This is a genomic window from Aestuariivivens marinum (genome assembly GCF_022662175.1).
Lineage (GTDB): Bacteria > Bacteroidota > Bacteroidia > Flavobacteriales > Flavobacteriaceae > Aestuariivivens > Aestuariivivens marinum.
This window is the reverse complement of sequence record NZ_JAKMCR010000004.1, coordinates 35,752-56,870: the sequence shown is the minus strand read 5'-3', so window position 1 is coordinate 56,870 and position 21,119 is coordinate 35,752. Positions and strand designations below refer to the sequence as shown.

Annotated in this window: 12 protein-coding genes; 5 read left to right on the top strand and 7 right to left on the bottom strand. The window is 36.8% G+C overall.

What is annotated here, in order from left to right; all coding sequences use genetic code 11:
• The first annotated feature begins 6 nt into the window (after positions 1-6).
• From MR053_RS11050 to MR053_RS11030, 5 genes are read left to right on the top strand one after another with little or no spacing between them, the layout of a single operon-like run.
• Positions 7-771, top strand: a complete 765-nt coding sequence (locus tag MR053_RS11050) for an SDR family oxidoreductase (protein ID WP_223549480.1) — start codon at positions 7-9, stop codon at positions 769-771.
• Between the two features lie 21 nt (positions 772-792).
• Positions 793-3,210 carry a glycoside hydrolase family 95 protein gene (locus MR053_RS11045; RefSeq protein ID WP_242132492.1) on the top strand — a complete coding sequence of 806 codons (2,418 nt, stop codon included), beginning with the start codon at positions 793-795 and terminating at the stop codon, positions 3,208-3,210.
• Positions 3,211-3,249: 39 nt separating this feature from the next.
• Positions 3,250-4,773 (top strand): sulfatase family protein, encoded by a 1,524-nt coding sequence (locus tag MR053_RS11040; protein WP_242132491.1) that lies wholly within the window; start codon positions 3,250-3,252, stop codon positions 4,771-4,773.
• A gap of 5 nt (positions 4,774-4,778) precedes the next feature.
• The gene (locus tag MR053_RS11035; RefSeq protein WP_242132490.1) at positions 4,779-6,551 is read left to right on the top strand and encodes an alpha-L-fucosidase; all 1,773 of its coding nucleotides are present in this window, start codon (positions 4,779-4,781) and stop codon (positions 6,549-6,551) included.
• Positions 6,551-8,797 (top strand): glycosyl hydrolase family 95 catalytic domain-containing protein, encoded by a 2,247-nt coding sequence (locus MR053_RS11030; protein ID WP_242132489.1) that lies wholly within the window; start codon positions 6,551-6,553, stop codon positions 8,795-8,797. The genes MR053_RS11035 and MR053_RS11030 overlap by 1 nt, the downstream gene beginning before the upstream one ends.
• Before the next feature lie 129 nt (positions 8,798-8,926).
• Here MR053_RS11030 and MR053_RS11025 read toward each other — a convergent pair whose 3' ends face one another.
• The 7 genes from MR053_RS11025 to MR053_RS10995 all read right to left on the bottom strand — a co-directional run bounded on the left by MR053_RS11025 (position 8,927) and on the right by MR053_RS10995 (position 21,089).
• Positions 8,927-9,994 (bottom strand): mannonate dehydratase, encoded by a 1,068-nt coding sequence (locus tag MR053_RS11025; RefSeq protein WP_242132488.1) that lies wholly within the window; start codon positions 9,992-9,994, stop codon positions 8,927-8,929.
• A gap of 13 nt (positions 9,995-10,007) precedes the next feature.
• The gene (locus MR053_RS11020; RefSeq protein WP_242132487.1) at positions 10,008-11,255 is read right to left on the bottom strand and encodes an Nramp family divalent metal transporter; all 1,248 of its coding nucleotides are present in this window, start codon (positions 11,253-11,255) and stop codon (positions 10,008-10,010) included.
• Positions 11,256-11,278: 23 nt separating this feature from the next.
• The gene (locus MR053_RS11015; RefSeq protein WP_242132486.1) at positions 11,279-12,046 is read right to left on the bottom strand and encodes an SDR family NAD(P)-dependent oxidoreductase; all 768 of its coding nucleotides are present in this window, start codon (positions 12,044-12,046) and stop codon (positions 11,279-11,281) included.
• A gap of 18 nt (positions 12,047-12,064) precedes the next feature.
• Positions 12,065-13,471 (bottom strand): glucuronate isomerase, encoded by a 1,407-nt coding sequence (gene uxaC / locus MR053_RS11010; RefSeq protein ID WP_242132485.1) that lies wholly within the window; start codon positions 13,469-13,471, stop codon positions 12,065-12,067.
• 78 nt (positions 13,472-13,549) lie between these two features.
• Positions 13,550-15,913, bottom strand: coding sequence for an alpha-amylase family protein (locus MR053_RS11005; RefSeq protein ID WP_242132484.1), 2,364 nt, complete (start codon positions 15,911-15,913; stop codon positions 13,550-13,552).
• A 2-nt stretch (positions 15,914-15,915) separates the two neighbouring features.
• Complete coding sequence (locus MR053_RS11000; RefSeq protein WP_242132483.1) at positions 15,916-19,059, bottom strand: glycoside hydrolase family 2 protein; 3,144 nt, start codon at positions 19,057-19,059, stop codon at positions 15,916-15,918.
• Positions 19,060-19,460: 401 nt separating this feature from the next.
• Positions 19,461-21,089 carry a RagB/SusD family nutrient uptake outer membrane protein gene (locus tag MR053_RS10995; protein WP_242132482.1) on the bottom strand — a complete coding sequence of 543 codons (1,629 nt, stop codon included), beginning with the start codon at positions 21,087-21,089 and terminating at the stop codon, positions 19,461-19,463.
• Between the last annotated feature and the right edge of the window lie 30 nt (positions 21,090-21,119).

Here is a 21,119-nt window from a genome sequence, read left to right as displayed (position 1 = left end):
ATGAGTATATTAAACAAATTTAGTTTAGCAGGGAAAACAGCATTAGTAACGGGTTGTAAACGAGGCATTGGTAAAGGAATGGCAGTAGCGTTAGCCGAAGCTGGTGCAGATATTATAGGTGTGTCCGCTTCATTAGCATTAAGTGGAAGCGCTATTGAAAAAGAAGTTCAAGCCACAGGAAGAAACTTCACTGCCTATCAATGCGATTTTTCAGATAGAAAAGCGGTTTATGCTTTTATTGAAAAGGTAAAAGCCAACCACCCGCAAATAGATATTCTAATAAACAATGCCGGAACCATTTTAAGAGCTCCAGCTGTAGAGCATCCAGATGAGTATTGGGACAAGGTGATTGAAGTCAACCAAAACGCCCAATTCATATTAACACGTGAGTTCGGAAAAGATATGGTTGCCAGAGGACATGGGAAAATAGTGTTTACAGCTTCGCTTTTAACCTTCCAAGGCGGCATTACGGTTCCAGGCTATGCCGCCAGTAAAGGTGCCATCGGCCAAATGACCATGGCTTTCGCCAACGAATGGGCGGGCAAAGGTGTAAATGTAAATGCCATAGCTCCTGGCTATATCGCTACGGACAATACAGAGGCTTTAAGAAACAATCCTGATAGGAATAAAGCCATTTTAGAACGAATACCCGCAGGACGATGGGGTACTCCCGAAGATTTTGCAGGACCTATTGTGTTTTTGGCTTCTGATGCTTCTCAATACATGAATGGATCCATCGTCTTGGTTGACGGTGGTTGGATGGGTAGATAAATTATTAAAAAAAACAATTGTATGAAACTATTAAAATTTGTTGCAATCCTTTCTTTTTTAGTACTAAATGCTTGCAACCAAAAACCAAAAAAAGACACTAATATAAAACAAGCCCAAGAAAGCCTAAAAGGTATTTGGCTGGACCAGCAGGCAGCGAGCTGGTATGAAGCCACCCCTATAGGCAATGGTCGTTTAGGAGGCATGGTATATGGCGGAACCGAAGTAGACACTATAAAACTTAATGAAGAAACGCTTTGGTCTGGAGAGCCTAGGGATATTCAAAACAAACATGGCTTAAAAGACCTCCCAGAAATAAGACAATTGTTGGCCGATAAGAAAACCTTGGAAGCACAAAAGTTAATCGATTCTGTAATGCTTGGTCCTAATAACCAGTCGTATTTACCCATGGGTGATTTAATTTTAACGCATAATGGTATTAACAGCTCGACCACAACAGACTACAAAAGGATACTAGATTTAAATAGTGGCTTAGTAAAAACAACCTATAATATTAGTGGAGTCAATTACAAAAAAGAGGTCTTTGCCTCAAAGCCAGATGATGCTATTATAGTAAAAATAACAGGAGACAAGGAAAATTCTGTAAACTTTACTGCCGAACTTTACAGCTTAATACAAAGCGAAACAACTGGTGACAGTGGCGATTTAATCTTAAAAGGTCAAGCACCATTACATGCCTTCCCTCATTATGAAGGCCCTAAGGAAGTCATTTATGAAGATGGTAAAGGCATGCGATTTCAAATTAGGCTTTCAGTATTAGAAAGCGATGGAGATATTACCACATCTAACGATGGGATACAAATAAATAATGCCTCTTATGCAACACTCATTTTAACGGCAGCGACCAGCTTTAATGGTTTTGAAAAAAGCCCATCTGTATCAGGAAAAGACGAAAATGCCATTTGCAATGCCATTTTATCTAAAATTAAAACCAAGTCATATTCCGATTTACACAACAATCATTTAAAAGATTATCAATCCCTGTTCCATAGAGTAAGCTTAGATTTTGAAGGCGAGAACCGTAATCACATCCCCATAAATAAAAGAGTAGAAGCATACACTCCCGGAAATGACCCTCAATTAATAGCACTATATTATCAATTTGGCAGGTATTTGCTTATGTCCAGTTCCAGACCCGGTGATTTTGCGCAACCGGCAAACCTTCAAGGTATTTGGAGCCGACTAATGCAACCTGCCTGGAGCTGCAACTGGACCTTAAACTGTAACGCCCAAATTAATTATTGGCCAGTAGAAACAGGGAATCTGTCTGAATGCCATATACCACTTATTGAGTTAACTAAAGATTTAAGTATCGATGGTAGTAAAACAGCCAAAAACCTTTATGGCGTTAATGGTTGGGTAGCCCATCATAATGCAGACATTTGGCGAACAACATCTCCAGTTGGTGGTTCGGGGCTCTGGGCCATTTACCAAATAGGAAGCGCTTGGTTATGCCACCACCTCTGGGAACATTATGAATTTAATTTGGATGAAGCTTATCTTTCGTCTGTATACCCTTACATGAAAAACGCTGCCCTTTTCTATGTAGAAAGTATGCAGCAAAACAAAGACGGTTATTTTGTTACCTCTCCAGCTGTATCTTTTGAAAATACCTTTAAAAAATCCGATCGCACTGTGGGCTGGGCTTGTGAAGGACCTACGCAAGATATTCAGATTATTAGGGATTTGTTTGAAAATTGTATAAGTGCATCACAAATTCTAAATACAGACAGTGATTTCGCCGTAACCTTAAAAGAAAGATTAGATAAACTTCCTCCAATGAAAATTAACCCTAATACAGGAAGGCTTCAAGAATGGTATGACGATTGGGAACCCTCTGCTCCAAAAAATGGTCAAGTAGCACATGGTTGGGGTTTAGTTGCAGACAACCAGATATCGCCTTACCACTCACCCGATTTGGCCAAAGCCTTTGAGCAAACATTGGAATACAGACAACCAGGTGAATCCTATAACTCTGGAAGTTGGACAGGAAGTTTTCCTGCCATGTTCTATGCAAGATTAGGTCATGGTAATAAATCCCAAAATGTAGTGGACAGGCATATTAAAAATGCGGTGCTGCCAAACTTCACTTCTCATTTTTTTACAAAATATTGGATGATTGATGGTAATCTAGGCATTACAGCGACCATTGGTGAACAATTATTGCAAAGTCACGACAATATAATTCATCTTTTACCAGCATTACCATCAGCAAATAAAACAGGCCATGTTAAAGGTTTAAAAGCCCGTGGTGGTTTTATAATAGATGTTTCATGGAAAAACAACAACTTAGAAAAGGCCACTATTCATTCACTAAAAGGAAAACCCTGCTCGGTAATGTATAATGGCAGTAGAATCAATATAGAATTAGAGCAAGGAGCTGTTACAACATTATCTCCTTCAGATTTTAATAAAGAGTGATTTATGTATAAGAAGTTCCGTTTTTTTAAAATTATCGCATTGTCTGTAATAATTTGCTTTTTGATAGCCTTCAAAATCAATGTAGATTCAATCCCTAATCAATTAAGCCAAAAGGCGTCAGAAAACACAGATGTTAATAGGCCAAATATACTACTACTTATAGCAGATGATTTGGGCTATGGCGATTGCAGCGCCTATCCTAATCATGAACCAGATGCCAAGACACCCAATATCGAGAAACTTGCCCAGCGTAGTGTCTTGTTTACCCAAGGGTATGTGACCTCTCCTATATGTTCCCCTTCTAGATTGGGAATTTTAACTGGGAGATATCATCAGCGTTGGGGTACACACACCTATACAAATGCTAATTTGCCTAATGATGAGACAACACTTGCCGAATATTTAAAAAGTAAAGGTTACAAAACCGCTTTATTTGGAAAATCTCATGTAGGGCAAGCAGAAGGCATTATGGAACGTGAGTTTCCCAGACGCCACGGCTATGAATATTTTGTAGGAAGAACTGGTGGTATGATCGATTTTTTAACACATACCTTTGAAGACCAAGCGAAATACCCTAAACCGCTTAACGTCTTTTGGGGATTTGGTCCATGGTACTTTAACGATAGTGTAAAAGAAGTAGAGGGATACACCACCGATATTTTAACGGATGAGGCAACCCAATTCATCCAAGACAACAAGAAAGCGCCCTTCTTTTTAACCATGGGCTATACCGAGGTACACGCATGGACCCATCAAATCCCCGATACGGCATTGGTGCGTTTAGGAATCAACAAAATCGAAAATTGGGATCCCAAGAAGGAAAAGGCTCTTGAATGGGTCGTTAGAGACGGACTAGGTCAATATATGGAGAATGGAAGAACACGGTTATTATGGCATCTTTCCCAATTGGATAGTAGTGTTGGAAAAATAATTAATACACTTGAAGAAGAAAAGCTAATGGACAATACTATTATTGTATTCATTTCTGATAACGGGGCAACCGACAGAACAGCAGGGAAAAACACACCCCTATCTGGAGGAAAATACCTATTGGAAGAGGGCGGTTTACGAGTACCTTTCATGATTGGTTTCCCTAGTAAATTACAATCAGGATCAGTATACAACAAGGCTGTAAGTTCCATGGATATTTTCCCAACCATTATGGGACTTTGCAATGACATTACTGAATTTACGTCATCACATTTTGATGGTAAAAACCTAGTGCCCTTCCTTAATGGCGAAGATACAGCCGTTCCACATGAAACCCTGTATTGGACCGGCCTTTCACTCTCTGGAAGTATCCCTAAGTTCGAAGATATGGAATCTACAGAAGCCAAAAGTTACCATTCGGTTGGAGGCGATGATTCTGGATGGGCCATAAGAGATAATGACTATAAGCTTAGATATTTTGGAAGAACCAAAGAGCTTAAACTATTTAATCTCAAAAATGACATTGAAGAATCCAACGATTTATCAAAATCATTACCCGAAACGGTCAAACGCCTTAAAAATAAATATTATAAATGGCATAATACAGACATGCATTTACCCACTTTAAATTAATACACATGAAACGAATATTTTTTATCGCTGCAATTTTTATGATTATTTTTCAGAGTTGCAAAAACAACACCAATCCAAATTTGGATTGGGTTACAGCAGAAGAACCCAAAACCATTAAAAGTAATTTAGCACTACCCTCTCAAGCTCAAATGGATTGGCAGGATATGGAACAAACCATGTTTATCTGTCTTGACCCTTGTACTTGGGAAGGTGTAGAACAAGGAAACCACACCTACCCTATTGAGAAAATGAATCCTAGCAAACTAGATGTCAACCAATGGATTGATGCCGCTGAGGCCTTTGGAGCTAAAATGGTTCTATTTGTAGCTAAACATTCCAGTGGCTTTTGTTGGTGGCAAACCGATACATCTGAGTACAGCGTAAAAAATACGGCATACAAAGATGGTCAAGGCGATGTGTTAAAAGAACTTTCCGACGCCTGCAAAGCAAGAGGTATGAAACTTGGTATTTATGTTTATCCAGGAGACTTAACCTATGGTGCCTATTTAGGTGGTGCTGGGCGCACCAAGGATCCTAATATGCAGGAAGCCTATAATAAGGTTTACAGACAGCAGTGGGAAGAAGTTTTATCGCGATATGGTGAAGCTACTGAAATATGGTTTGATGGCAATTGCATTATACCATTAGAAGACATCAAAGAAAAATATGCCCCCAATGCCATCGTATTTGGAAGTTCCATGGCGAATATTAGATGGGTAGGTAACGAAAGAGGTATCGCTCCATACCCAGCATGGAATAGCGTAAAGAAAGAAGACGGGGCAACAGGAATGGCTACCGCTGCGCATGGTGACCCCAATGGTGATTTATGGATGCCCTTGGAAGTAAACACTACATTAAAAGACCATTATTGGTTTTGGTCGCCCGAAAACGAAGGCAAACTAAAATCTATGGATAACTTAATGGAATGCTATTATAAATCTGTTGGACGTGGTGGATTGTTTCTATTAAACTCAGCCCCAGATACCACAGGACTTATCCCTCAAGCCGACATGAAGCTATACAAGCAACTTGGAGATGAAATAAGAAAGCGTTTTTCTAAGAGCATTAAAGAAACTTCAGGTAAAGGATGGCTAGTTGAGCTAGACTTGGGCAAAGAAACCCAAATTGATCATGTCATTACCATGGAAGACATTACATACGGAGAGCGGGTAAGACGCTATGCTATAGATGGAACGACTGACGGTAAAAACTGGTTTAAAATTGTTGAAGGTATTTCAATTGGCCACAAACGTATCGATAAGTTCGACCCGGTACATGTTACGAAAATCAGATTCAGGAGCTTAGAACAAGCTGCCGAACCCATTATACGTAAGCTAGCCGTGTACTTTGTAAACGATCCTAAAGACTATAACAGGTTCAATAGTACAAAAGATGATTACGGACGGGATTACAGCACAGGAGTTTCTAAAGAATACTTGGATTTGAAAGAGATTGGAACAATAGAACAATTTCATTTTGAAGGTGAAAAGCAACGATTTAAAATTGATTTATCAAGCCATATAGACCGTCCTGGTTTATACGAATTGTTTGTATCAAATGATGAAGACAAAAATCCAAACAAACCCTCTAATGTTTCCTTATTTCTGCAAGGCGTAGAAACCCCTGGTTTTAGCAAGGTCGATCGGGTTTTTAGTAGAATTGAATTGAATATTACTGCACATCCTACTATGGAAGAAAATTCTATTATGGTTGAATTCGATCTTGCTGATAACATTTCAAGTGAAAAGGTTTACCTTAGAAAGGTAGTTTATAAATAATGTTTAAAACAAAGATATTATTTCATGTTTTATTGGTGTTAGCAACACTATGTTCATGTAAAAAACACGAAGAATCATCTTTAGAGATTCCGTTCCCTGAAGCATTGAATGGAGCTCTTATTGCACAAAAGAACCATGCCAACCCCATCGAAAATTCTGTTTTCTTGGGAAATGGAGATATCAACGGCATGGTTTTTTCGAAAGGGAACGATTTGGTGGTGCATTTATCAAAAAATGATGTTTGGGATGCAAGGTTAGATACAGAAAATGACCCTCCCCTGATGAAAATAGATGTTGCCAACCAAAAATACCATGGAGGGGCTAAAGAACACGACACCCCTCCAAGTTGGAAAAACCCATATCCATCTCCCAGAATTTGTGGCAGACTCATTATTAAAAATTTAGGATCGTTCCATTCAGAATTAAACATCCATCATGCTAAGGCTACAATAAAACAGAATAACAAAGATTTAACCATAAGGGCTTTAGCACAGCAAAATGTATTTTTAATCGATACAAATGAAAAGGTTGAACTAGAGTCTATTGTGGTTGACCATCTTCCGCAGGCAAAAAAAGGTAATGACAACAATGTGCAATGGATTTTCCAAGAACTTCCAGGGGACAAAGACTGGAAAGGCATGAGTTTTGCCGTTGCACTTGCTCAAAAGAACGGCAAAACAGTAGTCGCCATTGTAAGCTCTTTAGAATCTGAGCAACCTAAAAAAGAAGCCATTGCATTAGCAAAAGACGTACTGAGTACAAATACAACGGAATTGATTGCGAACCACGAAACGATTTGGAATCAATTTTGGGCAAAAAGTGGCATTGACCTGGAGGATAAAGCGTTAACCAATATTTGGTATCAAAATCTATATTTTATGCGTTGCGTTAGTAAACCAAACGTATACCCTATTGGCCTTTATGCCGGTGCTGCGAACGAAAATGCCTTATGGCATGGTAGTTACACACTTGACTATAATGTGGAACAAGCGTTTTGGGGACCCTACAGTTCAAACCATGGAGAGCTGTCTGAACCTTACACAAAATTAATTTCAGATTATATGCCCAGAGCCAAATGGTTTGCCAAGGAAACATATGGATTGGAAGGTGCATGTTTCCCTGTCAACATATTTGCGCATGAACCTAATCCAGCAGACTGCAAAAGTATTAATAAAAGAATGATGGCCTATGTTCCCTGGTCCTATGCCTTGGGCGTTTCGGGTTATGTTGCCCGGAACATATGGTTACGGTACAAATACTACCCGAATGAAACCTACCTAGAACATGTTGCATACCCTATTCTGAAAGAGATATCCCTATTCTATTGTAATCTAATTGCACAATGTAAATTAGATGAGCATGGTAAAGCCATACTAGGGCCTAGTTATAGTCCAGAACATGGAGATTTTGGGACATTCAACTCTGCATTTGATATTGCCTTTATTAGATCGACATTCAAATCAACATTGGAAGCTATAGCACTATTGGAGCTTGATACTGATCTGGAACATAGGATAAAAGAAAATGTGCTTCTCATCCCAGACTTGCCCATCTCTAATGGTGATACGTCCGTAGTGGTTGATTGGCCGGGAGATGACCCAGAACGAAACCATAACATTCCAACGACTGTGGCCTCCGTATTTCCTGCAGAAATATATTCGTGGTTTTCAGAATCGGACGAAAAAGAAATTTTAAAAAACACCGTAACAAATATTAACTGTACCGGAGTGAATTCAACCGTTACCATGGCTGTTGCCAAAGCCCGTTTAAGCTTGGAAGGTACATGGGAATGGATGAAATCAGAATTTCTATCCAGACGAAGACGCAATGGCATATTAACGCTTATGCCGGGAGATCATCAGTTTAACAGTTTTGGAATTTACACTGAAACTTTTTCGGCATCTGGAGCCATATCAGAGCTTTTACTACAAAGCGTTGATGATATTATTCGTGTTTTCCCTGCGTGGCCATTACACAAAAACGGAACATTTAAAAACCTAAGGGCACAGGGTGGTTTCCTTGTTTCATCAAAGCAAAGCGACTCACAAATAGAGCATATTGAAGTTGTATCGACAGTTTGGGGTAAATTACAATTATTGAATCCATGGGGACAAACAAAAATCGTTTGCGAATATTCTGGAACCTCAGAAATAATTGATCTGGAAAAAGATGAGATTATTACAATCCCTACAGCTCCCAATTACTTATATTCGTTCAAGCCTGTATATTCACCCAAAACTTTATAGAAACATTGCCAACCAAAAACACCATGGAGGTGCAAAAGAAAATGATACACCCCCAAGTTGGAAAAACCCATATCCATCTCCTCGAATTTGTGGTAGACTAATCATTAAAAATTTAGCACTATTCTATTCTTAATTAACAATAGTTAATGCCGCTTTCATATACCCCATAGCAAATGCCATACCTGCATACCATGAGCCATCACACAACATTTGTGGTGTGTGGTCTGGAATCAGCACACCTTTAAAATTGTTCTTTTTAAGAATTCTTATAATTTGCACCATATCAATATCACCTTCATCCACAAATACTTCTTTATAATTAGGCACCTTACCTACAACGTTTCTAAAGTGGATATAGGCTATTTTATTTTGACTGCTATACTGTTCGGTTGCTTTGTATACATCCCCATCAGTCATTTCTGCAATGGAACCTAAACAAAACTCAAGTTGGTTGTTTTTACTTGATTCTATATCAATAAGCTTCTGATATAGCTGGGGTTGATAAACGAGTCTTGGTGTGTTTCTAACATATGGCATTGGAGGATCGTCTGGGTGGGCTGCCATTTTAACCCCAGATTCTTCTGCTACTGGAATTATATTATTTAAAAAGTATTGTAAACGACTCCATAACTCTTCATGTGTAATTTTTGGAATTACGCCTTCAATCGCATTTTCATCATATACCATGTTCCAAACCATTCCGTTTGGTATTGGGGTTTCATCAACTTTTCCTTCCATTCCGACAGAAACAGCACCTCCTCTTGCATAAGCCCCTACAGTTCTACTTGAAACTCCTGCTAACGAAAAATTATATCCAAATACTGGAATCCCAGCTTGTCCAACTATTCTAATTTGTTCTTTTATAAGCTCTATTTGAGCTTCTTTTTTAGGTCCATCCAATAAAACATCATGCCACATGGCAGGATCAAAATTTTCAATCCCTTCCAATTCTAGACCATAACTATTAATTTCACTTTTAATTTTCAATAAATACTCTAAACTCCATAATTTTCCATCACCTGCTATACCCCATCCTTCTTTTTGACCAATGGGTTGATTTGCATTTTCTTTATTGTTTTTTTCATGTCTAAAATAATCTACAAGATGTATAATTATATGTGTTGCCCCACATTGTTTAGCAAAACGGTAATGGGTATCATTAAGCATGTGCTTATATAATCCAAATCCTAATTTCATTTGTTACTAACTTTTAAATTGTTGACAAATCTGTAATTAATCCTTTAATTCCCAATGTACTTACATAAACTGAGAACAATAAAATTATGCTCAATAAAACATAGTCATAAATGCAATTTACATGATTACCCATCAATACTTTTTTGGAGGTGAGGTAAAATATACAAGCTATGGTAACCGGAAGTATTATTGTTATACATGCCTGAGATAATATTAGTACAAACACAGGCTTAAAGCCAAAAACAACACCAAAAACACTTATAACTGATAAGAAAAATAAAATAATTCTGTATTTTTTTGTTTGTGTATTTCTTTCTTCATTTTTATAATCTATAATTAACCACGGAATTACCAATAAATTTGGTAAATGAGATGATAACCCTGCAGCAACAATACCAATAACAAACACACTCAATGCTTCTTTCCCTGCAATGGGTTCCAGTAAAGGGACCATTTCTGCTACATTGTTCATAGTTAATCCTTGTACATGTAAAGTTGTAGCGGCCGTTATCATGACTGCTGCACTTATAAAAAACATCATGGAGGCACTAACCAAGGCATCCCGCCTCTGTATTTTATTATCTTTTATTTTCCATCCTACTTCTTTTACTATTTGAGAACGAATAATAAATGCGAATACAGAAACTGTTGTTCCTACCATTCCCGATATAATAATTAGAGCACTGTTATCACTTCCCTCAGCGGTTTCTGGGAGTGAGGGTAATAAACCTTTAGCCAATTCTTTTATAGAAGGGAAATTGATGAACATCGTTGCAATGAATGCTATACCCATAATAGCTACAAATACTGCCAGTACTTTTTCAAAAAAAACATAATTCCCTATCCATAGCAGTATATAAATACTTATAGCTATAATTATTGCCCACACTAAAGGTGTAATACCAATAACCAATATACTTTTAGACCAAACTGCCAACACATCTGCCAGAACACCTACTAGGCCCATTAATGCACTTAATATAATTATAGATAGAGCTGCTATTAAAATGATGGTTATACTAGGATGAATATGCTTTTTTATACCTTGAATAATGGTTTCTCCTGTAACCATAGTATATTTACTAAATAACACAATAAGGTAGTAGGTTATTAAACAACTAATAAGCACGGTCCATAAAAGATCTAAGCCAAAATTAGCTCCTGCCTTGGACATAGAGGTAACACTTCCTGTACCTACATTGTATCCAATCAGGAAAATCCCAGGCAATATACTGGCTATAAGTTGTTTTAATTTTGACATTGCTTACCTTTTAAAATAATTTATTAAAACCCAATAGAGTTTCCACCATCTACTGGTAAGCATATACCAGTTATAAATTCTGAAGCATCGGAAGCGAGAAACGCTGCAGCTTTTGCAATATCTGAGGGCAAACCAAAACGTTGGGCGGGAGTTCTGGAAAGGATTTTCCTTTCGCGCTCAGGATCTTGTGACATGGCATTACGAAACATTTTGGATTCTATAAAACCAGGTGCTATGGCATTAAACCGTACCCCTGTATGCGAATACTCTGAAGCCAAAGTTCTCGTCATTCCAAGAAGGGCCGTTTTAGAACTACTGTAAGCAACAACTAATGGAATCCCATAAAGTGCGGTCATGGAACTTATGTTGATTACTGAACCTTTTTTCCTGGCAATCATATACTTAAGCACCGTTCTTGTAAGCGCAAAAATACTATTTACATTGGTATCCATTATTTCTTGAAATTCCCCATCGGTAGCTTCCAAAGATGGTTTTTTGGAATGGCGCCCCGCATTATTGACCAGAATTTGGATTGGCCCAATTTTTTCCTCTATGGACTTTACCAGATTTTCATGTTCTTCCTTTTTGGTAACGTCGTTAGCAAAGTAAAAACAATTTGCACCTAATTTTGCCTTTGCTTCCTCTAATTTTTTTAGGTCACGCCCAGTAATAACTACCTTAGCTCCTAAGTCTATAAACTGTTTTGCAATTCCAAGGCCAATACCAGAACCACCTCCGGTTATCAAGGCAACCCTATCGGTTAAATTGACTATGTTTTCTATTGTATTCATTATAGTTTAAATTGTATTTCAAAAATCGAAATATTCATTGGCATTATTATAAGAAATATCCTGAACCATACGCCCCAGAAATTCAATATCGTTTGGAAGTTCACCATTCTCAACATCATTACCTATTATATTACATAATATTCTTCTAAAATATTCATGTCTTGAGTAAGACAAAAAACTGCGAGAATCTGTAAGCATACCAATAAACCTACTTAATAGGCCCTGATTGGACAGTGTATTTATGTGTTTCTCAATACCATCTTTTTGGTCCAAGAACCACCATCCAGCTCCATACTGCATCTTGCCAGGTACCGATCCGTCTTGAAAATTCCCCATCATAGTAGCCACCATTTCGTTGTCCTTAGGATTGAGATTATAAACAATTGTTTTAGTCAACTTTTCTTTTTCTTCCAATCGGTTGAAAAACTCACCCATAGAAACGGCATAGGGAAAATCTGAAATGGAGTCGTAACCACATCCTTGTCCTACATTGCTTACCCCCCTTTTGTTTACATCTCGAAAGGCTCCTATATGGTACTGTTGTACCCATCCCTTTTCAAAATTCCAAATAGCAAATTCGTATAAAAAGGAACTCATGAGTTTTTGCCGATCATTGGATGTCAATTCTTTCCCCAATCGGATTTTTAAAAATATTGAGGCGACCTCTTTTTGGGTGTAAACTTCAACTGGAAAAGGAAATTCCAATCCATGATCTGCAAGCCTACAGCCTCTTTCATGAAAATAATCATGCCTAGACTTAAGTGCCTCCAAATAATCGGAATATGTACTAATAGTACTTGAACTAACTTCTTCTAAACGGTCAATATAGCTATTAAACTCTTTTGGATCTCTTACATCCATTGCTTTGTCTGGACGCCACGCCATAGATACTTGCAATTCCATTTTGCTTTGAACAATTTGCTGATGCCACTTTAGTGAATCTACTGGATCATTTGTTGTACAAATCTTTTGAACATTAAAACATTTTAAAATATTTTCAACAGACAGCTCTCCACTACTTAGTTTTTGAGATGCCGTATTATAAATATCTTTAGCAGAATTCTTATTTAGAATGTCGTCAATTCCAAATGGTTTTTTCAGTTCTAAATGTGTCCAATGGTACAGAGGGTTTCGCATGGTATAGGGAACTGTTATTGCCCATTTTTGGAATTTTTCCCAGTCTGTTGCCTTTCCAGACACATATTCTTCCTGAATTCCATTGGCTCGCATAGCACGCCATTTATAATGGTCTTCTTCCAACCAAATTTGGGATAGATTTTCAAAAATTCTATTCTCTGCAATTTCTCTAGGTGATAAGTGACAATGGTAGTCTATGATAGGCATTTTGCATGCGAAATCATGATATAGTTTTTGTGCCGTATTGGTTTGCAACAGGAAATTCTCATGTACAATTGGATTTTTCATTTATCTTTACTTTATTCCAAATTTCTTGAAAGGATCTGGTCCTCACCAACACTTTGTACTTAACATCTTTATAAATAATTACTTTAAGTTATTTATTAAATAGCCTTCTAAAATGCGTACTTCAAAAGGCTCTAATTCAATCTCTTTGGTTTCATTGGCATTTATAATGATATTTTCTTTTTCCTTGTCCTCATTCCAAGGGCTTTTAAATTCAAAATCGGAATGTATTTCTTTTGGAAGTTCAAAGACTTCTGCTAGGTTTAATTTAAATTTTACTTTTTTATCACTTGGGTTTCTAAGGGAAATAATCCCTTTTTCTGTAGTCCATGAAGCAAAACCATATGTTTCTAAATTAATAGGGCTGCCACCAATCCAATGCGTGTCTTCCAAAATAGATTCATTGGCTTTCGCCCAATTAGCACCCTCTGCGACTACAGCCCAAAACTCAGGTTTCATCTTATTGTAACTAATATATAATTCCTGCAAGCTAGATCCAGCTGCAAAAGAAGAATATACCATATCTTTAAAATCGTCCAAATCATCATTGACATACTTTGATGGATGTCCTAAATTGGCATAGGCTATGCCTACTGTCATTATTGAATTGAGAGGATATAGGGGTGCTCTGTTTACAATATTATTATGGAGTGTCCCATCTCTATAGGTAATCATTTTTTGCGTAGTACTACCTACGCCCGCTTGATGTAAATCGCCTGCCCCTCGCCATATACAATCGGCATATTTTAACCAGAAAGGTGAAGGCCATGTGCCTACGGTAATATTGATATAGACTTCTGGGTTTGTTTTTCTTAAATTGGAAATGAGTTTCACTCCTGCTTCCATATCTGGAAGATATTTTGGTTCTGAACCTCCAAAACCATCAAACTTAAAATAGTTTACTTTGTAATTTACCAACATATCTGTTGCCCGTTCCAAAAAGCGATTGTAATAATTTTTGCCGGCAAGACTTAAACCTTTATCATTTGTTTCTAACCCTTCTCTTTTTGCAGATGCAACCCTTCTGTCTTTATTTTCTAAATAGCCTCCAAATGGCGACATCCAAACTCCAATTCCTGAATTATACACCTTGCAAAGTTTGGCTTGGCTCTCAAATCCGTTTGGGAACTTTATTGGATCAAAATACCACACCTTATCCAAATCATCCCAACCATCATCAAAAACAAATGCATCTAGTTTAATATTATAGGGTTCTATAAATTTTTCGTTCCAGGCATGCATACGCTCTATCAGCTGTTCTGAGGTAAAACTGGACGCGCCATCATCGGTAATATCCCACCAACAGTTGTAGTGCAAGAACTGTTTGTAAGGTCGTGCTCTTTCCCTTTTTATATAGTCACTAAAAAATCTCCTCTTTTGATTTTTTGGAAACACACCCATTACAGCCCATTCTGAAATATTTTCAGAAGGCTTTAACTCATCTTCTCTTTTTACATAAAAATTTAAAATATTAGGAGTCTTTTTGTAGATATGAAATGTTCCTGTAGCGTTTTCCGGTTGATTTATACTAGCTTTCATCTCATATATAGCATCTTTTGTATAGGATTTCAATTCCAATTTATAAAGATTGCTTCCGCCAGTACCATTCAACACATGCATATCCTCCGTTACTAATTCACCATTTTCAAGAAGGGCTATTGAATTGATATTGAACTGGTCAGGACCACCTGCATGTTCATAGGAAACCACATACTCCCCTGTAGCATCTATTATATTAGATATATCTACTTGAGGTACACTAACATCTCCTATGGTTCTAACCAACAAGGCCTTGCTTTGGGCTATGGGATGTTCCATTCCAAAAAAGAAGTTCTTATATATTATAGGAGATCCCAATACCGATCCATCATACCATGCTCCTTGTAGTGTCCCATCAAAGAAAGTTATTTTCTTAATCTTTACAGGTGTATGGTTTGCTTTGATACTAATATTTTGTTTTATGTAATTGGATCCCTCCCTTAATTGGGCAGCCCAATGGATTGCAATATTTTTGTCTCCTGAAATAAAATTACCTGAAATTTCCTTCCCTGAAAAAGACAAGGTGTTATTTGGTAAACTATCTGTAGGTTTTAAGTTTTTTAAACTTAAAGTCTCTTGAAGGTTAAAATCTTTATTGTTTAAATTTTCACCATTTTCGAATTCTATATTAAAAAGGGTAATATCTTTAAAATTCACTTCAGTATGGTCATAGTTATTGGATACTCTTTCAAGTTCTATAGTACTGTTTGCTATACTCCAAACAGCTTCGATAGCTTCATTTTTTAGAATGATTATGTTCCCATCCATTTCAGCTTTTGGAGTTCCAGGGAAGTTAGTTGCTAAAACCGAATATGGTATGTTGGTTCCTTTTTTACATGTGAATAGAAGTAATATAAATACCGTACATAAAATTCTTTTGATGAAATATTTAATTTTAGTAACCATAATTACTGTTTTAATAGTCTCTCTACAAAAGATTTAGCAACAGGATTTGTATTTAGCCTATGGTTTAACTGCAATTGGCAAACTATAAATTTTCCTTTACCGTATTTCATTTCGGCAACTGCAAAGGCTCCTCCTTTATCTCCTACCCAATTGGTATTCCCGCTTAAAAGAATTGGCTCCCAATCTTTATTTAAAAGCATTATAGCACTTAAAAATGGTGATACTAAATCTTTGGATTCGTCGTACCAAAATTTAAAATCATTGGGCTTATTGTCCTTAACTATAGGGTGTCCTGTTTTGGGTGATACAAAATAATAGCTTCCCATAGCCGTATTTTCTACTTTTATATTGCTTTCTCCAATAGAATACTCGCCTTGTCCCAGCTCCATAAAAACGACTTTTTTACCATTTTTCACCAAATCGTCTATTTCACTCTTATGCTGCTGGTACCAATCAAAATCATCTATAATAACCGTATTGGAACTGGTATAATTTTTTTTAGGATCTACATTTAATTCATCCAGTAATGGTAATGCTTTATTTTGTTTTGTTTTGGCAGCATAAACTTTTGTAGGCGATGTTGTTATATTTGGAAACACTTCTAAATCTATCGTAGATTCACTAATTCCTCTACCGTTTTCATCAAACAATCCCAGTCTTAATAAAAAGGAAGTTCTCTCGTTTACTTCTGGTAATTTTCTATTAATATATCCTTGAAATTGTGAGGAGTTTTCAGTAAATTTTGCATTTATTTCATTTGAAAATAAAATGCGTTTTCCTTTTTCCAGTTGGTACTTTAAAGTATAATTTTCTGGAATTTCGTTTAAATCATTACATAACCAAGCTTCTACTTTTAATTTTTCGCCTGAATTAAAATGATACCTGTCCGTCCTTAAGCTTGCCATTAAAGGCTTTAGAGCATTTCTATAAGTGAAAAATGCTTTTTTGGGCTGTCTATCTACATCCATAATGGTTTTCATCCAACCTGCTGGCCAAGCATCTATAAATAAGTGGATGGCAAATGAAACCATGTCTGGATTGCGTCTAAATGACTCCGTAGTTAGTTTTGTTACCCAAGCTTGATGTGTTTGACTTGCTTCTATCCAATCTTTTACATTGTCCTGCGTGTTGAACCACATGTAATGAAAACGATGGGTTTGTGCTTTTGAAATACGATTGGCGTTCCACGTTTTTTCTTCAGATTTACTTTGTGGTAACCATGATGTTGGATAATATTTTTCCATGACACTGTAATTATCCAGTCCTTCTGAGCCAAACTCGCCACAACCATATAACCAACCAGGTTTAATATATTGCCAATAGCCCTTGTGTAGTTCTCCCAAACCTAATCCGTGCCCATTATACCAGCCATTGTAGCAATGGCTATCGGGTAATCCTGGCGAAGGTGGGTCGTAATCACCATCACTAGATTTAATTACTCGATCTGGATTTGCTGTTAGTACAGCTTGATCGCAAGCTTTGTATAATTTCATATAGCCTTCGGCATCTCCTATTTGACGTTGGGGAAATCCTTCTCCGTTTGGAAAACGCTCATTCATATAGGTAACCATAATATTGCTGGGGTGATTACGTACCAATCGTTCCATTTCTCCTGCCTGTTTTACTATTTCTGCCCATTTATTGGGCCGAACACCTCCAAATAAGGGAAGATCTGTTTGAGTCATTAAGCCTAATTTGTCGCAATATTCATAAATTTCAGGTTGTACTGGGCGTTGTGTTAAACGTAAAAAATTCATGTTGCAAATTTTTGCAAGCAAAATATCGTCTATTAATTGATTCCAATCTTTGTTTTTTACATCAACTTGTAAAAATCCCATGGTATTTGCCCCTCGTAAACGAATCCTATTTCCATTTAAATACATACTCCCTTTAGGTATACTTATCGTATCCATAGTAAATGAGCGCATACCAAATTGTTGTTTTTTGGTATCAGTCAATTTCTTATCTCCATCGAATAATTTTACTTGTAATTGATATAACCAAGGGGTTTTATTATCCCATATTTTGGGATTTTCAATATCTACCTTTAATTTTAAATAATTTTTTCCATGACCCATTTTTAGAAACTTTTGCTTACCATCGTTAGGTTTATCTAAGTCTCCAACACCTTGAATAAACTTTGTGCTAGGTTTATATTCAAACTCGGGTATAACTATTGTTTTAAAATTTTGACCATAAACGGCTATTTTGGCTGTTATTTCCCTATAATCTTCAAAAATATTATTGACCTCTAACCAAATTTCGGCTTGTTGTTTTTCCAGTAAAGGACGGACAAATACATCGTTGATATGCAGTTTTTCCCTAGCTTCAATGTAGCAGTCCTGATAAATACCCATACCATCGGCTATGTGCCATCCAATTTCAGGGTCATCATACCCTACACCTGTTCCGGTAAAAATTTTGTCGCCATACACCCGAACACCATTTAGGTCATTACTTCCTGTCATATTATAATCGCTTTCTACCTTAACAAGTATGGTGTTTTCTCCAAGTTTAGCATGTTTGGTAAAATTGAACTCGAACGGGGCAAACATGCCTTCGTGCGTTCCCTGTAAAGCCCCATTTACAAAAACAGAAGCCTTATAATCTACAGCTTTGAAACATGCGAACAAGCTGCCCTTATCCAACATTTCTTGAGTTAAAACAAAAGTTTTGAAATAATAAGTTATCGCACGACCACGCGGTGGTCCAAAATGGGGAATTTGTACCTTTTCCCATTGTCCCTTGCCTTTAAGGGTTTCTGTGAAATTAGAGACATCTTGACTCGTTTCTTTTCTCCAATTAAATTCAGTTAAAGGAATTTTTATTCTGGTAGTTTTTAATTCGGGGGCTTTGTTATCCATAAAAGGGACAAACTCTTTCCTGAACTTAAGCAACTCTTCGTGAAGCTCATCAGCAGTATCCATACTTTGGATTGGCTTGAATGCAGCAGATAGGTTGTTTGTTACAGGTAAATATTCTTCTGGTAAAGGTTTTGGTACCTTTTGCTCTAATAAATGTAATCGTGTGCCGGATACCATATTACCTATTTTGGCAAAATGATCCATTTTCTCTTGTGTATAGGAATCGACTGTAATTACCAAGCAAACTACTACAGACAGAAATATGATCTTGTATTTTTTCATGTTATCAATAACCTAACCTATTTGGTATTAACCTAATTTAATTATTAGAGTTTTTCATAAAACTCTTTAGATTTTTGGGCATTCAAACCACAAATACTGTTTTCACTTTTTAAAGTACTTTACAAAGTATCGCAATAAAACCTAATGCAGCATATGGATAAACCATTGCCATTTCATGAATAAATAATCCATAAAGACTAATCAATCTGATTTTAGTAATTTTTAAATGTGCACCTGAGTCTACTACATTATTTAATTAACAATAAATCCAAAATCAAGCTGAATACGAAATGTAATTACATTTTTATTTAATTAAATTAAACAGGTTTTACTTTAAAAAAGATGCTATTTACTACTTAAACAGCATCTTTTTCGCAATATACAAACTAAATTAAACAAAACTAATATCCTGGATTTTGACCCAGAACTGCTCCTCCATTTCTATCGATAACAGACTGGGGTATAGGAAAGAGGTTATTATATTCTTGAATGGAATTTCGTGCAGGTTCATACCCAAAACGTTTGGTACGATCATATATTAATCCTAACCTCCCTAAAGTAAGCATCCTATATTCTTCACCATACAATTCACGGATTCTTTCATCTAGTATATAATCAATATCTACATCACCTGCATCAACTAAAGGAGCTTGTGCTCTTGTACGAATAGCATTAATATCGTCTGCTGCCATATCGTTTTGTCCTTTACCTAAATAAGCCTCTGCCCGTAACAAATAAGTTTCGGATAAACGCATCACATAAAAGTCGCGCACATAGCCATTATCTGGTCTTCCATCTAAGTGTTTATCTGTTCCAAACTTTTGCCAGTTAGGAAAAATATGGAGCATTGAGTCTTCAGCAACTGTTAAGAAAGATTTAGGTATTACATCGCCTTTACTATATGGAGCTACATCGTCGGCAAAGTAAAATTTACGTTTAATCGCTGCCTCAGTATTTCTTAAATCGTTTCCGGCACCTCGCCAAATTGTATAATTTACATGGTTACCCCCTCTTATAAATGCTACCCCTCGACCTGTTGAATCTTGTGCTGGTCCCGTATAACCTGCTTTTTGGAACCCCCAGTGAAAATTTTGGAACATACGCTCTGTTGTCGGTCGACCAAATCTTATTGTACCACCAGGAACATTATACTCCATTTGTGCTACCCAGATACCTTCTTTATTACCACTTTCTTCTCTATTTTGATTTCCCATTCGAAAGAGATCCCAATACACATTTTTATTTGGCTCATCTGCACGAGCCCCAAAACGCCCATCCATAAGTTGGTAATCTCCGTGGGTACCATTAATAACACGTGTGGCAGCAGCTATGGCTTCGTCATAGTTTTTTAATGATATGTTCACTTCTGCCAAAAGGTGATCGGCAGCTGCTCTTACTACTTTACCAGGAAACTCTGGTTCCAATGGCAAATATGTTCGAGCAAATTCTAAATCGGCTTTTATAAACTGCCATGTTTCCTCTCTAGTAGCTCTTTCAAAATCTACCTTAGGCTCTGTTACTGGACCATCAATAATTGGAACGCCCCCATATAAATTTGCTAAATTTCTATATGCAAAAGCTCTAAAAAAGCGACCCTCAGCTATAATAGCATCGCGTTCTGCATCACTATTCCAAATTACATCTTCTTTTTGAGCAGCATCAATAGCTGTATTGGCATCCCTTATAATTATAAATTGCCAATTAAACCATCTACTCGAATATCCTTCAAAAGGATTAAGCTTAGCCCAATCGTTATATACTCTAGAATCGTCCCTAGTCCAAAAAAATACATCAGTACCCAATCCCTTTATCCATGCATCGCTATCTCCATCTCCAGAGTTATAAAACTCCCGTATTTGTCTGTAAACATTACCCAATAATGTTTCAAATTGTGCTTTATTTCTAAACGCATTTTCTGTATTAAGCCCATCACGGCGCTCTTCTTTCAAAAAGTCTTCATCGGAACACGATAGTGTTAGTAATAATCCGATAAGCACTATCCAGATTTTGTTATATGTTAAGTTTTTCATTTATCAAATTTTTATAATTTAATATTATTT

What these genes read in the sequence shown, in the direction of transcription:
- MR053_RS11025 (WP_242132488.1), bottom strand. Translation starts at nt 9,994, where the DNA reads ATGAAATTAGGATTTGGATTATATAAGCACATGCTTAATGATACCCAT.
- MR053_RS11000 (WP_242132483.1), bottom strand. Translation starts at nt 19,059, where the DNA reads ATGAAAAAATACAAGATCATATTTCTGTCTGTAGTAGTTTGCTTGGTA.
- MR053_RS11030 (WP_242132489.1), top strand. Translation starts at nt 6,551, where the DNA reads ATGTTTAAAACAAAGATATTATTTCATGTTTTATTGGTGTTAGCAACA.
- MR053_RS11035 (WP_242132490.1), top strand. Translation starts at nt 4,779, where the DNA reads ATGAAACGAATATTTTTTATCGCTGCAATTTTTATGATTATTTTTCAG.
- MR053_RS10995 (WP_242132482.1), bottom strand. Translation starts at nt 21,089, where the DNA reads ATGAAAAACTTAACATATAACAAAATCTGGATAGTGCTTATCGGATTA.
- MR053_RS11020 (WP_242132487.1), bottom strand. Translation starts at nt 11,255, where the DNA reads ATGTCAAAATTAAAACAACTTATAGCCAGTATATTGCCTGGGATTTTC.
- MR053_RS11005 (WP_242132484.1), bottom strand. Translation starts at nt 15,913, where the DNA reads ATGGTTACTAAAATTAAATATTTCATCAAAAGAATTTTATGTACGGTA.
- MR053_RS11015 (WP_242132486.1), bottom strand. Translation starts at nt 12,046, where the DNA reads ATGAATACAATAGAAAACATAGTCAATTTAACCGATAGGGTTGCCTTG.
- MR053_RS11045 (WP_242132492.1), top strand. Translation starts at nt 793, where the DNA reads ATGAAACTATTAAAATTTGTTGCAATCCTTTCTTTTTTAGTACTAAAT.
- uxaC (WP_242132485.1), bottom strand. Translation starts at nt 13,471, where the DNA reads ATGAAAAATCCAATTGTACATGAGAATTTCCTGTTGCAAACCAATACG.